Here is a 13844-nt window from a genome sequence, read left to right on the forward strand (position 1 = left end):
ATGCACGACACCCCCATGCTGCGCGGCATCCAACGCCTCAGCGACGCCTGGCTCGCCGCCGCCGCCGACCCCAGCCGGCGGCTGCTGGTCTGGCGGCTGCCCGCCAACGCCAGCCGCCTGCTGGCCGCCTTCTTCGAGATGCAGCGGCACGACCAAGGCCGCGACACGCCAGACTACTTCCTCCGCGTGGACACGCCCTATGAGCTCGGCTTCCGCTACAGCCGGCAGATCAAGCAGACCCTGCTCGAGCGCTACCTGGGCAGCCAGGACGAACTGCGCGGGCAGGGCATCACACTCGGCTGGCGCGGCCCGCATGCCGAGCACCCCGACAGCGCCGCCGACGTGGTGCAGGTGCTGGACAGCTTCGCCGAGCACCACGGCAGCCACCTGCGGTTGCTGGCCGCCGTGCTGGAACCCGAGCGCATGGTGCCGGGCGACGGCTTTGAACGCTGGGTGGATGCGGCCCTGGCCGCCAGCCCCGGCGACCGCCTGCGCCTGGTGCTGGTGGACACCGAGGAAGACCCGCGCTGGCAGCCGCTGCTGGAGCGCCATGCCAGCGTGGCCGCGCGCATCGACGCGCCGGTGGACATGTTCGCCATCGCCCGCGACACCGCCTCGCAGTCCGGCGGCACCGGCCCGGAAGTGCTGTACCGCCAGCTGCTCGCCGACCTGATGCTGCTGCTTGAGCGCGGCAGCCCGCAGCAGGTGGTGGGCCGCGCCGAGCGCGCGCTGGGGCTGGCCCAGCGCCACGGCTGGCAGGAGCAGGCGTCGGTGGTGCAGATGATGGTGGCCGGTGCCTGGCTCAAGGCCGGCGACCACGGCCAGGCCATCACCGCCTACCGCCAGGCGCGCAGCGCCGCCGATGCCGCCCGCAACGCCGGCAATGCCGCCGCGCCCGAGCTGGTCATGCAGAGCTGGTTCGGCGAAGCCGGCTGCTGGCTCACCGCCAAAAACCCCGAGCGCGCCGCGCAGACCTACCTGCAGGCGTCCACCTCGGCGGCCAGCATCCCGCACCCGATGTTCCAGCTGGAAGGCCAGCGCATGGCCGGCTACTGCCTGCTCCAGCACGGCAAGCGCGAGGAAGCGCGGACCCAACTGCTGGAAGCCATCCGCATCGCCAAGCCCCTCAGCACGCAGGACCGCAAGGCCACCACCCTGCCGCAGGCGCTGTGGGACCTGCTGCAGCTGCAGGACCTGCGCCGCGCCGAGAAGATCCAGCTCACCGCCACGGCCTATCTCGAACAGACCACCGCGCTGCACGCGCAGGCCGAAGACGCCGCCGCCAAGCTTGGCCCAACGCCCACCCGCATGCAGCTGGATGTCATCGATGCCCAGTTGCACGCGGGCCTGGAACAGACCTTCCACCGCACCCAGCAGGAACGCGAACGGCTGGTGCAGGGCGGCGACGAATTCTTCCGCAAGATCGTCGCGGTGGGGCGTGAGTTCCTCGACCCGCACTGGAACGGCCTGCCCACCATCGAACATCCGCTCGACCACGAGATTCCGGTCTGGAGCGAACCGCCGGCCATGCAGCCGCTGCCCGACCCCGGCCCGCTGCTGGCCGGTACCGACCTTGCCCACGTCGCACCGCCTGCGGCCACCCCTGGAGTTGTTGCCGCATGAATACCCGCATTCTGGTCATGACCGTCGCCGTGCTGCTGGGCATGGCCATCGTGGTGTGGCTCGGCGTGGAATACCGCGACGAAGTCAAAGCCTTCCTGCGCGCCCTGCTGCGCGCGCTGTAAGCAACACAGGAGTGTTGCCGTGAGCATTGCCGCCAAGCATTTCGATCCGCAGCTGGGCATCGACATCCACATGTACGCGATGCCGCCATGCCCGCTGCCCACGCCGCACATCGGCCTGGTGCTGGACCCGTTCGACTACATCCCGTTCATCGGCTCCACCATCAAGGTCAACGGCGTGCACCGCGGCACCGCCGGCACCGGCGGGCTGGACATCCACATTCCACTGGGCGTGTGGGGCCCGCCGCTGGCCGCGCCGATGGGCCCGCAGTTCGACGGCGAAGAAATCTTCATGGGCAGCCGCACCGTGTCGGCCGATGGCGAGCCGTTCTCGCGTCTGGCCATGCCCGTGCTGGACTGCAACCTGGCCGGCATGATCAATCCGTTCCGGGTGAAGAAGCCCAAGAAGCCGCTGCGCGCCATGTCGCTGCCCACTGGCTTGAACGTGGCCATTCCCACCAGCGTCAAGGTCGGTGGCCCGCCCACCGTGTCGTGGACGGCGATGGCCTTCCGCGCCGCGTTCGCCGGCTTGGGCAAGCTGCGCAAGACCGACTTCTTCCGCAAGAAGATGGATGCCTTCGCCGCGTGGCGCAGGGGCAAGTGGGGGCATCTGCCATCGGGCACGCTTAAGTGCAGGATCCTGCGGGCCGAGCCGGTGGACATCCGCGACGGCAGCGTCTCGGTCAGCCACGAAGACTTCAGCATTCCCGGCCGCCTGCCGCTCAGCTGGCGCCGCGTGTACGCCTCGCGCCATGCCCAGCGCACCGGCGCCTGCGGTTACGGCTGGCAGACCCCGGCCGACATCGCGCTGGCGCTGTCGGCCGACGGCAGCGCCTGGCTGTCCGGCCCGGACGAGGTGGCCTTCTTCCCCGAGCTGCCGCGCCGGGACGGCATGGACGCGGCCACCCTGGACTTCGTGGACTGCGCGCGCCTGTGGCGCGAAAACGGCCAGTGGATCGTGCGTTTCAAGGGCGGCCTGCAGTACCACTTCGACGCCACCCCGGCCGCCGGCGTGGCGGTGCTGCCGCACGAGCGCAGCCTGCCCATCGAGCGCATTGAAGACCGCTGCGGCAACCACTGGCGCTTCGAGCGCCGCGACGGCCATCTGGTACGCATCGTCGAAAGCGGCGTGGACGGCCTGCAGGGCCGCTTCATCGAAGTCGACGCGCGCCAGGGCCACATCGACCGCCTGCAGCTGCACGACCCGGCCAGCGGCCTGAACCACCTGCTGGTGAGCTACCGCTACGCCAACGGCGACCTGATCGCCGCGGTGGACCCGCTGGATGCCCCGCGCACCTTCGGCTACCAGCAGCACTACATGGTGCGCCATACCGATCGGGTTGGCCTGTCGTTCTATTACGCGTTCGATGCGCAGTGGCGCGTGGTGCATTCCTGGGGCGATGGCGGCCTGTACGACTACCACTTCGACTACGACGCACTGCTGCACGAAACCCGCATCACCGATTCGCTGGGCCATGTGAGCTTGGTCAAGTTCGATGAGAACCGCCTACCGCTGTGCGAGATCGACCCGCTTGATGGGGTGACCATCTTCGAGTACGACGACTTCGGCCGTACCGTGGCGGTGACCGACCCGGAGGGGCTGCGGACCGGGTTCGAGTATGACGAGCGTGGGAACCTGGTGGTGCTGGTGCGCGCCGATGGCACCACCCTGCAGCAGCAGTTCGACGACAACGACCAGCTGCTGGCCGTGACCGACCCCGACGGCAACACCTGGCAGCAGCACTACGACGCCCGGGGCCTGCTGATCGAGCAGACCGACCCGCTGCAGGCCAGCACCCGCTACGCCTACGACGCCCATGGCCTGCTGCAGGCCCAGACCAACGCGCGCGGTGCCGTCATCGGTGTGGCCTACGACCGGCATGGGCTCGTGGCGTTGGTGCGCGATCCGCTGGGCCATGAGAGCCGCTTCGAGCATGACCCCCTGGGTCGCCTGCTACGCCAGGTGGACCCGCTCGGCCAGCCCACGACGTACACCTACGACGTTAAGGGCCGGTTGCTGGCCGTTCTCGCCACCGACGGCACCGGCGTACGCTGCGAATACGACGCCGAAGACCAGCTCATCACCTATCTGGACGAGGCCGGTGCGCGCACCCGCCTGCAGTACGTGGGCATCGGTCAGATCGGCAAGCGCCTGCAGGCCGACGGCCAGGTGGTGGAGTACCGCTACGACACCGAAGAACAGCTGGTGGCGGTGATCAACCAGCGGGGCGAGACCTACACGCTCACCCGCGACCCGCTCGGCCGCATCGTGGAAGAAGTGGATTACTGGGGCCAACCGCGTCGCTACGAGTACGACGCGGCCGGGCGCCTCACCGCCACCTTGGACCCGCTGGGCCAGCGCATCGGGTTTGCCACCGACAAGATGGGCCGCATCACCGCCAAGACCCTGCCGGACATCCGCCAGCCGGGGCGGCAGGTCAAGGAAACGTTCGAGTACGACAAGCGCGGCCAGCTCATCGCGTTGCGCAACCCGCATCGGTACGCCACCCGCCGCTTCGACCCGCTGGGCCAACTGCTGGAGGAACTGCAGGACGGCTTCCGCGTGGGGTACGCCTACGATGAAGTGGGTAACCGCATCCAGCGTCAGACCGGCGCCGGCAACACCGTGGCGTTCGCCTACGACCTGCGCGACCAGTTGATCGAAGTGGGCATCAACGACGAAGCGCCCATCACCCTGGAGCGTGACGCGCTGGGCCGTACCACCCGCGAGCAGCTGAGCGCGCACGTGGAGCGCCGCTTCGAGTACGACGCGCGCAACCTGCTCACCGCGCAGACCGTCCTGCGCGATGCGTCACCGCTGTTCGACACCCGCTACGACTACGACCGCACCGGCAACCTCACCCGCCGCCAGGACAGCGCGCAGGGCGTGGACGAGTACCGCTACGACGCGATAGGCCGGCTGCTGGCGCACACCGACCCGAAGGGCGTGCTGCACCCCTACTACAACGACCCGGCCGGCGACCGCCTGCGCACCGAAATCCGCGAAGTGCGCATGCGCAAAGTGGCTGGTGGCGACGAACAGGCAGAGCTGCTGTGGACACGCGAGGGCACTTACCAAGGCGTCCACTACGTGTTCGACCGCGCCGGCGACATGGTGCGCAAGGGCAGCCAAGGGGGCGGCGACGCCAGCGACCTGGAACTGATCTGGGACGCCAACCATCGGCTGGCCGAGAGCCGGCGCGGTGGGAAGAGCACGCACTACGGCTACGACCCGTTGGGACGACGGGTGTTCAAGCGCAATCCGGACGAGACAACGTGGTTCTTCTGGGATGGCGACGCGCTGCTGGGCGAGGTGAAGCAGGCCAACGACGCCGAAGACGCCGCGCCGGTCTGGGTGGACAACGTGGCCAGCCTGATCGAGGTGAAGCGGCGGCAGCGGCGGTTGGGGAAGCTGCATGAGGGGGTTCGGGAGTATGTGTATTACCCCGGGTCGTTTGTGCCGCTCTCGCTCATTGCTGGGGATACGGCTCAGGCGGCTGAGGTGAAACCCGTATATCAAGCTGCGCAGGACGGCGGCGGCACTGTTTCTAACGGATCCGCGACGCCGTCGCTTCCGAAGATGGAAGCTCCCGAGCACGTGACGCGAACGTCGGCAGATGACCCTAAGCGAAAGCAACATGCTAATCAGGAAAACACCACTGGGCTAGGCAGCCTCGGGGTTACGGCGCTGGGAAGCGGTGCTGCGAATCGACAAAAATTAGTAGGTGAGCATCAAGCAGGATCGCCATCCATTGGGCTGGAACAGCTGGGTGGCATAGGGCTGGGACAAAAGGTCAGCACCGCGTCGATAGCCAGTAAAACGGTCCACTCGACTGTACTAGCGCAACCCGACCATGGAGTAAGGGAAGGGTCTGGCAGCGCCGAGCTACTAAATGGTCGCGCGGTGGAAAACGCGCTGATTGCTGGTAGTTCGAATACGCGCGAAGCGCCGACGGGAGGTGGAGTGTATTACTTCCATCTCATGCCAAATGGCTGTCCAGAGCGAATCTTGAGCGCGTCCGGAGCCATTGTGTGGGAGGGGTGCGTAGGAGCTTGGGGGGCGGTCGAGTCAACACCTGCGTCCAACACTGAGAACAACCTGCGGTTGCAAGGGCAGTACTTCGATTGCGAAACGGGTCTTCATTACAATAGGAACAGGTACTTTGATCCGGGCGCTGGCCAGTTCATCGGACAGGACCCGCTAAGGCTGGATGCAGGTGAAAACCTCTATGAATTTGCCGTAAACACTAACTCATGGACAGATCCACTCGGTCTGAGTTGCAGAACGACGAGAAAATTGCAGAGCTTCGTGGATCAAGCTGTTCGCGAAATTACGGAAAATCCGCAGATGGCTAAGAGTCTCATGAGCAAGGGCAGCTATAGCCATCTCGAAAACGCAACCAGTTTGTATTCTGCAAGTTTCGGAAAAGCAGTTGAGCGCCGGGTTGCTCAACTGGTGCAAGGGGATAAGAATCTGCGTAACACAATAAAGCACACGGGCCTCGCGCGTGGTGCCAATGGTCAGTTTATATCAAGTCCGGACTTCACAAAAAATATTGGAAAGCCAAAGGTGTGGGATGTAACCACAAATGCGGGTGTCCCGGCCCACGCCGCGAGGTATGGGGATGAGAAAGTTACATATCTCGTGTACGATGTCGTGCACGGTTTAAATTTCTAAGGTTGATATGAAAACGTTAGATGGCGTCAATTTTGAGATGAAGTTTGACGATGGCGGCTCAACGTTTGTGGATGCTATCTACAAGAGTTGTATATTTGATAACTGCGGACTGTCTCTGTGCAAGCGACCGGAGAGAATGTCAAAGGTCAGGCGCATCTCAGTTCAGGGTTGCTACTCTGTCAATTCAAGTGTGGGTCCCTGCGAATTCGAAGACGTCTTCATCCATGACTTGAAGACAAACCCAATACTTCTTATCTGGTCCTCTTTCTTCCGTCGGGTCACTCTCTCGGGAAAAATTGGAAAGATGAATATAAATGCGGAGCCATGGGGGTTCTGCACAGATATCGATGTGCTGTCTAGATTTTCGAATGCGAGAGCCGAATTTTACGGCGCGACGGATTGGGCTATCGACATCAGTCAAGCGCGATTCCTTGATTTCAACTGTCGCGGTGTTCCGTTCGATTTGATTCGAAGGGACCCAGAAACTCAGGTTATTCTTTGTAAAGATGAATTCCCGGGCCTGGATGCGATGGGTGAAGGATTCAATGAGAGATTTCCTGAGGTCTATTCGTATCTCAAGAGCTTTTCTAAGTCGGGCGATGAAGAGGTTCTGCTTGTGGTTCCCCTTGCAGCGCCCAAAAGCCGTAAAGATGATTGGAGGGGTGGGATTGCCGAGCTGAGGGCGCTTGGCTTCGTCAAAGATTGACTGTTCTAAGGTAAAAGCTGCTTCTGGACGATCACCCGTCGGTTCGACCCGCTGGGCCAGCTGCAGGAGGAACTGCAGGACGGCTTCCGCGTGGGGTACGCCTACGATGAAGTGGGCAACCGCATCCAGCGCCAGACCGGCGCCGGCAACACCGTGGCGTTCGCCTAAGACCTGCGCGACCAGTTGATCGAAGTGGGCATCAACGACGAAGCGCCCATCACCCTGGAGCGTGACGCGCTGGGCCGTACCACCCGCGAGCAGCTGAGCGCGCACGTGTAGCGCCGCTTCGAGTACGACGCGCGCAACCTGCTCACCGCGCAGACCGTCCTGCGCGATGCGTCACCGCTGTTCGACACCCGCTACGACTACGACCGCACCGGCAACCTCACCCGCCGCCAGGACAGCGCGCAGGGCGTGGACGAATACCGCTACGACGCGATAGGCCGGCTGCTGGCGCACACCGACCCGAAGGGCGTGCTGCACCCCTACTACAACGACCCGGCCGGCGACCGCCTGCGCACCGAAATCCGCGAAGTGCGCATGCGCAAAGTGGCTGGTGGCGACGAACAGGCAGAGCTGCTGTGGACACGCGAGGGCACTTACCAGGGCGTGCACTACGTGTTCGACCGCGCCGGCGACATGGTGCGCAAGGGCAGCCCGGGCGGCGGCGACGCCAGCGACCTGGAACTGATCTGGGACGCCAACCATCGGCTGGCCGAGAGCCGGCGCGGTGGGAAGAGCACGCACTACGGCTACGACCCGTTGGGACGACGGGTGTTCAAGCGCAATCCGGACGAGACAACGTGGTTCTTCTGGGATGGCGACGCGCTGCTGGGCGAGGTGAAGCAGGCCAACGACGCCGAAGACGCCGCGCCGGTCTGGGTGGACAACGTGGCCAGCCTGATCGAGGTGAAGCGGCGGCAGCGGCGGTTGGGGAAGCTGCATGAGGGGGTTCGGGAGTATGTGTATTACCCGGGGAGCTTCGTGCCGTTGGCGTTGCTGGAGAGACGGAATGTACCTGGCAGAGACGAGCTGGAGAGACGAGCTGGAATGCCGGGGGTTTAGTCCCAGCCCTCTGAGGGATGGAGAGGGTGAACGCGAGTTGAGGCAGGCTAGCCGACCAGTAGCGGTGCACAACCTGCCCGGGCGCCAGCCTGCAGTGGAAATTGAAATTCCTGTGCAAAAGGCCAGCGCATCTGCGAGCACCCCAAGTCCGAATGGACTTGGCACACTGGGAAGTCTGTCTCTTTCAAACTCGAAACGCGCGCCCAACCAGAGTAAAGATGCTGGTCAAGAAGGCGGGGAACCAAACTCAGCGCAAGCGGTCTGAAAGACCGGTGTCCGCTGATAAAGCACCCGAGGCGATAACTGAATCATCCATTTCGCCCCGAATTGTCCCCTCCGTCTCTCAAGCTATTGCTGTTTCCAGCGAGCCGCACGTCCACGATCAAATCCAGCCCCACTCTACGGGGGGCGAGCAGGCAGGTGCTGCAATTGCGGTCGAGGGGCAGCGGGCGTCAGCTGGCGTCTACTGGTATCAATGCGATCCCAACGGCTACCCCATTCGCCTGCTGGATGCGGGTGGCGGCCAGTACTGGGCGGCGCACCCTGCTGCTTGGGGCCTGGCGAACGTGGAGATCGAGAGAATCAGCAATCCGCTGCGCTTTCAGGGGCAGTACGCTGATGATGAAACGGGACTCCACTACAACCGGTATCGCTACTACGACAACCGCGTTGGGGCCTACGTCTCTCAGGATCCGATACGACTTCTAGGGTCGATCAACACGTATACCTACGGACAAAACCCTATTGGATGGGCTGATCCTTGGGGCTTAATCCTGAAGGAAGTGGCCGATGCAATGCCGAACTCGGCAGGCGTTTACCACATTGAACTTGGAGATGAGTACTACACCGGTAGCGGTGTGAACATTCGTGAGCGGCTCTCAAGCTCAAAGCACCCGGCAAATAGGCTGTTGAACAATCCAGATGTAACGATCACCACATACCCCGTCGATCTCGGAACGGCCGCCGGCAATAACCGCATGAGCAATCATATTCTAAGGGGCTATGAACAAGGTGTCATGGATGACATTAATATAAACAACGTTCCAAATGAGGGGGGGTCCATCAATCAAGTTCGTGCTGCGGCTTTGGGTCGAGTTGGTGAATTCGCAGATGATGCAGCTCGGCATGGGGCCTCGATGGGGAGTGGCACGGTCAGCACACCCTCACTGCGGGCTTCAGGTAAAGTAGCAGCTAGGGTCAATTGTTAGGACGTATATGACGAAAAATAGCTACGTGGTCATGCACAGTGACTATGTTGATCGGTACATTGGGGATGCATCGCATGCTCTATTTTTTAACCGACCATTCGATCCAAGGATTATGCGGAGCGCGGAAATTGCGCATCTATGGACGCCGGCTGGTGTAAAGATGGAGCGCCTTCCGGAAATGCTGGCGGCCATGTCGGGTCTGAAGGATCTAACCATCAGAGACCAGGTCGAGAACGCTGCGCTGGCTAGTATGAAGCAAGGTGATCTGCCTGAGAGTCTTGAGCGATTGGTGATTTCTAATAGCTTAAAAACACTGAACTGGCCGAATGTCGTTCTCCCGAACCTGAAAGAGTTGGTCGCACTTCCGACCATCAAATTCTCGGCTTCCTGCTTTCCATCGCTTGAGCGCATATATCTCAATCCTAGTAAGAATCTCTCCAATCTGGTTGAGGCGTTAAAGCTCCCGCTAAAGGCGCTTCATCTTCTTGGTGTTCCGAATGGGGGTGACATCTTCGAGGCCATCGCAGGGGCGGATCTGGATGAGGTCGGCCTGCTCGGTGCGCGATCTCTGATTGATCTCAATGGGATTGGAAAGATCTCGTCTATTAGATCTATTAAGCTGAAGAATCTTCCAGGACTGGTGGATATTGGAGGATTGAAGGATTTAACTAAGTTGAGGTCGGTTAACATTCAATACTGTAATAAGGTGCGGAATTTGGAGGTTCTTAACGACATTCCTGGAATCGAGAAATTGATAATTATTGGCGCTCTATCGGGCGATGCGGTGAAGTTGGAGCCAAGGCTTCAGAAGGTCATGGATGAGTCAATAGGGCCTGCCAAGCCGGCGTGAGATTTCCTGCGCGGCTCAGCCAGTTTAGAGCGCGCACTCGAAGCAAACGATGAAGTAGCGGCAGATGACTATCCACACAACTGCAGTGTCAAGTTCGATTGCAACCAGGAGGGGGCTGAGCTCCGTCCGAATAGCAGGCTGTAAGCTGCCAGAGTCCTACTGCGAATTCGCAGCGACGCATGGGTATGGCCGCTTTGGTGGCCTGGTCATCATCTATTCGGGCGTGCCGGAGCATCCGGACTCTCTTCTCGCTCAGGGCGCGCGCGTCAAAGGCTTCATAGACGATGCCATCGCCGAGGGGTGCTTCGAGTTCGAGCCGGACGGCGATGAGGTGGTCGCCAGCCGCCTGTATCCCTTTGCTGCCAGCGAGAACGGTGAGTACTTTGTTTGGGATCTCAATGAGAAGCGCGCGGATGAGTATTCAATCTACTGTGTTGGTGCTCGAATGGCGGGTCTGCGCTATGCTGCAGAGTCACTGGGCGAACTGCTTGAGAAGCTATGCAGTGCATCCATCAAGAATGTAATGGGGCCTGGGTACACTCCTTTGCTCCCTACGTTTGAAGGCTTGTGATTGATTAAAATTCATGTTCGATACCTTCCCGTGATGCAGGAGGCTGAAGGAACGGCCGATGCTTGCTAAAGAAGCTCGCAACAGGTGGCAGACCGAGCAGTTGAAGCTGGTCGAGAAGAAGCTCAACGATGCGGCGAAGTCGCTCAAGATGGGTCCCATGCCGGAGTCGCCCTTTGGCCTCACCGAACTAGGCATGGCCGACTTTCGCGGCGCGACCCTCGCTGAACCCTTGCGTTACCTGAAAGTGAGCAATGTCGATCTCTCTGACGTCCTGTTCAAAGAGGGTGCCAGCATCAATGAGTCCGAGATGGAGAGGTGTCGGCTTGATCGGGTTGACATGCGTAACGTCTTCGTAAGGCGTAGCTTCAGTGACTGCAGCTTTGTCAAAGCGAAGCTCTCGGGCGCTAGGATGGGCGGAGAATTCGTGCGCTGCGACTTCGCCGGGGCGAATCTATCCAAGTCATTCGCTACGGACTGTAAGTTCACGGGATGCAACTTCGCCGGTGCAACACTGTCCGATGTGCACTTCATCAGTTGCACGTTCGAGGGCTGTGATTTCTCGGACGTCAAGCTGCTCACTGGATCCGTCGCCGGCAGCGAGTTCCTGGGCGGAACTTCGATTGACCAATTGGCGGGCTGTATCACCGATAGCGCAGTAATTCGGTGAGGAAGCAGCTTGGAAAGAGTACGGTACTCGTTGTCCCACGTACGCTGGGGGCTTCATGGAAGTATCACTAACCGCCCGCTTGGGCGGCCCCGAGGTCGGCATCCTGTTCCTTGCAGGCGTAGTTCATGCTCGCAAGCGCTTGAAAGCTGCACTGGATGGGGTTTCCTTGGCGGGCCTTGATGTTATGGATATAACGCTGCATATCGGCGGTAGCATCACCGACATTTCCCCCGCAGCACCGAGTGTTGAGGCGCGCTATTTCAAGCAGCGACGGCGCCTGAAGATCTTCGTAAGCATACCGAGTGCGGATGCGCGGGAGTTGCCCGAAGAGGACGTTGGTCGGCGGGTTACGGAATGGCTGGTGGATGGCCTCGAGAGCGTCGCTCTGTCGCGGAGTGCAGCTGGCATGACCCTCGGTCCGGTACTGAGTGCGCTTCGGTGAGATTTTAAGATGGAAGGTGTCAATGGTCTGGTGAATTTGGTCTGCAAGACATTTCGGCCCGCGCTGCTGGACTTGTTTAGAAGTGGCGAGAACTTCTATTACTGCACCTTCGTCATAACCGAGGAAGGCCACGCGCCATTTCTTTCAGCTTGGTCTGAAGAGGCGCTGGCGAGGGCAGTGGACGAGAGTGGCGAAGGCCCAGAGGTAGCTGCGGATCTGAAGTGGTCGTATGCAGATTCTCCATACGTTGACTTTGGAAGCGAATACACTGAGAAGCTTCGCGCGCCCTTCCTCGCCAGGCCGAACGTTCAAGAGCTCGGCGTCGATGAGTGGAAAAAAGAGATTGAGCTCCGTATGGATGCTGTAGAGCAGGCCGCACGCCAATTGGATGGAGAGGGCGCGTTCGGTGCAGGGCAGCGTCGCAGCAGGCTACTTGTTGCGGTGGAGATCATGCCTCCAGTGCCTTCCAACGTTGACCGAGTGGCTCGGCTGAACGACACCAATTCGGACATCTTCAAGCAGTGGTTGGAAGAGGCTGCAGAGCATCAGCGTTGACACAGACCGGACCAGACGCTTTGAACGTGTCATTTGGGGAGCAACGTCCGAGCGCCAGTCACAGTGACAAACGCCCCACGATTCACAAAGGATGATCGGCAATGTTTGAACGTCTCGAGGCCCTGCTAGCGCAGTCGTCGTGAGCCAAGGTATTCCTCGGGCACCAGGTAGCGCTTGAGTGAATCGAAGACGCCCAGCGGCAGCTCGGCCTCCCGTTGCCCGTAACGTACAGATGCTGGCTGCAGACCTATGGCAATCTCCTGGTTGGCAGCTACCCGGTCCTCACGCTCTGCGCTCCGGAGCACCGCGATCTCGCGGACGACGACCTGATCTACTACGCCAGGTTGGACGCGGTAGACGGCGTCGCGCCAGAAGGACTGATCGCACTGCACGTGCCAGACACGGATGAGGCGTTCTACTTCGACGCCCCAACCGGCTTGAACGAGGGCGAATACCCCATCCTCAGGTTCGACTACAACGATGGCAGCTCCACGCATTTCGCGGACTCCTTCGCGCGGTTCATTGAGACCCTTGTGCGTCCGACCTGAGCCACCCATCCAGCGAGACCTGTGTACGGGCATCCCCAACGCAGCAAGGGGTAGTTCGGCTGCATCACCGCTTCACCCCACGCCAGCTATCGTTGCCAAACCCCCGCCGCCTTCCGGATCCCCATGCGCGGTCTAGACTTCAGCTCCTGGCAAGCCATGGTCTCCACCCTGCTCGGGCTGGCCGTCATCACCCTGATAGGCGTCGGTATCCGCCTGCTGGTGATGCAGACCATGCAGCAGCGTCGCGAGCGTGAGAACCGCCAGATCAACGAGCGCCTGCGCACGCTGATCGCCGCCTACAAGACCCTCGGTGGTTCCTTCACCGGCGCATTGCACGTCGATCCGCGCCATCTGCGCGACCTGCGCCAGCCGGCTGCGGCCGATGCCCCGGAGGATGCGCTGCTGTTGCCCGTCGATGGGGTGGCCGGCAGCGACCGTGCACGGCGCATTCGCGATGCCGTGGAAGCGGCGTTGTCGGACATCATCCTGCTCGGCACCGACGACCAGGTGCGCCTGGCCGCCACTGCCGCCACCGAGTTGGCGCAGGGCAGGCCGGTGCAGACCGCCGAGCTGGTGGTATCGCTGCGCAACTTCATCCGCGAAGCACTCGATCTGGCGCCCATTCCCGCCAGCGTTGCCATTCCACGCCAGGGTCCGGCCCGGCCCGCGCCGGGCGCGAAGGGCAAGGGCGAGGCCGACAAGGCCGGGGGCAAAGCGGGCGGCGGTGGTGGCGGAGGCATGGGCGTTATGGGCGGTGGCGGCATGGGAGTCGGCAGCGCCCATCACGACGACGACACCGCGCCGCGCTGACC

12 protein-coding genes and 1 pseudogene are annotated in these 13844 nt (G+C 61.8%); 12 read left to right on the forward strand and 1 reads right to left on the reverse strand.

The genetic code is table 11. The features are described 5' to 3' along the window. From GQ674_RS21225 to GQ674_RS21270, 11 genes and pseudogenes are all read left to right on the forward strand, one after another. Window positions 1-1623, forward strand: a complete 1623-nt coding sequence (locus tag GQ674_RS21225; RefSeq protein WP_201290196.1) for a hypothetical protein — start codon at window positions 1-3, stop codon at window positions 1621-1623. After that, a complete protein-coding gene (locus GQ674_RS21750) occupies window positions 1620-1745 on the forward strand; it encodes a hypothetical protein (protein ID WP_258223862.1) in 126 nt (41 codons plus the stop codon). Before GQ674_RS21225 ends, GQ674_RS21750 begins: the two co-directional genes overlap by 4 nt. A gap of 19 nt (window positions 1746-1764) precedes the next feature. Further along, a complete protein-coding gene (locus GQ674_RS21230; protein ID WP_159499077.1) occupies window positions 1765-6420 on the forward strand; it encodes an RHS repeat-associated core domain-containing protein in 4656 nt (1551 codons plus the stop codon). Between the two features lie 37 nt (window positions 6421-6457). After that, window positions 6458-7126, forward strand: a complete 669-nt coding sequence (locus tag GQ674_RS21235) for a hypothetical protein (RefSeq protein WP_159499079.1) — start codon at window positions 6458-6460, stop codon at window positions 7124-7126. A 27-nt stretch (window positions 7127-7153) separates the two neighbouring features. After that, window positions 7154-8134 (forward strand): annotated as a pseudogene (locus GQ674_RS21240) (type IV secretion protein Rhs); the annotation flags it as partial. Window positions 8135-8409: 275 nt separating this feature from the next. Then, a complete protein-coding gene (locus tag GQ674_RS21785) occupies window positions 8410-9399 on the forward strand; it encodes an RHS repeat-associated core domain-containing protein (RefSeq protein WP_328803846.1) in 990 nt (329 codons plus the stop codon). Between the two features lie 160 nt (window positions 9400-9559). Further along, a complete protein-coding gene (locus GQ674_RS21250; protein WP_159499083.1) occupies window positions 9560-10249 on the forward strand; it encodes a hypothetical protein in 690 nt (229 codons plus the stop codon). A gap of 64 nt (window positions 10250-10313) precedes the next feature. Then, on the forward strand, window positions 10314-10820 hold the full coding sequence (locus GQ674_RS21255) for an SMI1/KNR4 family protein (RefSeq protein WP_159499085.1): 507 nt from the start codon (window positions 10314-10316) through the stop codon (window positions 10818-10820). A gap of 58 nt (window positions 10821-10878) precedes the next feature. Beyond that, on the forward strand, window positions 10879-11487 hold the full coding sequence (locus tag GQ674_RS21260; RefSeq protein ID WP_201290197.1) for a pentapeptide repeat-containing protein: 609 nt from the start codon (window positions 10879-10881) through the stop codon (window positions 11485-11487). 55 nt (window positions 11488-11542) lie between these two features. After that, window positions 11543-11929 (forward strand): hypothetical protein, encoded by a 387-nt coding sequence (locus GQ674_RS21265; RefSeq protein WP_159499087.1) that lies wholly within the window; start codon window positions 11543-11545, stop codon window positions 11927-11929. Between the two features lie 9 nt (window positions 11930-11938). Beyond that, the gene (locus GQ674_RS21270; RefSeq protein ID WP_159499089.1) at window positions 11939-12484 is read left to right on the forward strand and encodes a DUF4303 domain-containing protein; all 546 of its coding nucleotides are present in this window, start codon (window positions 11939-11941) and stop codon (window positions 12482-12484) included. A 125-nt stretch (window positions 12485-12609) separates the two neighbouring features. Here GQ674_RS21270 and GQ674_RS21705 read toward each other — a convergent pair whose 3' ends face one another. Next, the gene (locus GQ674_RS21705; RefSeq protein ID WP_236546145.1) at window positions 12610-12981 is read right to left on the reverse strand and encodes a hypothetical protein; all 372 of its coding nucleotides are present in this window, start codon (window positions 12979-12981) and stop codon (window positions 12610-12612) included. 174 nt (window positions 12982-13155) lie between these two features. On the opposite strand from GQ674_RS21705, the gene GQ674_RS21280 reads away from it, so the two are divergent. Next, window positions 13156-13842: a hypothetical protein gene (locus tag GQ674_RS21280; RefSeq protein ID WP_159499093.1), complete on the forward strand. Its 687-nt coding sequence runs from the start codon at window positions 13156-13158 to the stop codon at window positions 13840-13842. The last annotated feature ends 2 nt before the right edge of the window (window positions 13843-13844 follow it).

This window comes from Stenotrophomonas sp. 364 (assembly GCF_009832905.1).
Lineage (GTDB): Bacteria > Pseudomonadota > Gammaproteobacteria > Xanthomonadales > Xanthomonadaceae > Stenotrophomonas > Stenotrophomonas maltophilia_AP.

Excerpts from the sequence above, each read along its gene's own strand:
- GQ674_RS21225 (WP_201290196.1), top strand. The coding sequence starts at position 1 with ATGCACGACACCCCCATGCTGCGCGGCATCCAACGCCTCAGCGACGCC.
- GQ674_RS21750 (WP_258223862.1), top strand. The coding sequence starts at position 1,620 with ATGAATACCCGCATTCTGGTCATGACCGTCGCCGTGCTGCTGGGCATG.
- GQ674_RS21235 (WP_159499079.1), top strand. The coding sequence starts at position 6,458 with ATGAAGTTTGACGATGGCGGCTCAACGTTTGTGGATGCTATCTACAAG.
- GQ674_RS21785 (WP_328803846.1), top strand. The coding sequence starts at position 8,410 with ATGCTGGTCAAGAAGGCGGGGAACCAAACTCAGCGCAAGCGGTCTGAA.
- GQ674_RS21250 (WP_159499083.1), top strand. The coding sequence starts at position 9,560 with ATGGAGCGCCTTCCGGAAATGCTGGCGGCCATGTCGGGTCTGAAGGAT.
- GQ674_RS21255 (WP_159499085.1), top strand. The coding sequence starts at position 10,314 with ATGACTATCCACACAACTGCAGTGTCAAGTTCGATTGCAACCAGGAGG.
- GQ674_RS21260 (WP_201290197.1), top strand. The coding sequence starts at position 10,879 with ATGCTTGCTAAAGAAGCTCGCAACAGGTGGCAGACCGAGCAGTTGAAG.
- GQ674_RS21265 (WP_159499087.1), top strand. The coding sequence starts at position 11,543 with ATGGAAGTATCACTAACCGCCCGCTTGGGCGGCCCCGAGGTCGGCATC.
- GQ674_RS21270 (WP_159499089.1), top strand. The coding sequence starts at position 11,939 with ATGGAAGGTGTCAATGGTCTGGTGAATTTGGTCTGCAAGACATTTCGG.
- GQ674_RS21705 (WP_236546145.1), bottom strand. The coding sequence starts at position 12,981 with ATGCGTGGAGCTGCCATCGTTGTAGTCGAACCTGAGGATGGGGTATTC.
- GQ674_RS21280 (WP_159499093.1), top strand. The coding sequence starts at position 13,156 with ATGCGCGGTCTAGACTTCAGCTCCTGGCAAGCCATGGTCTCCACCCTG.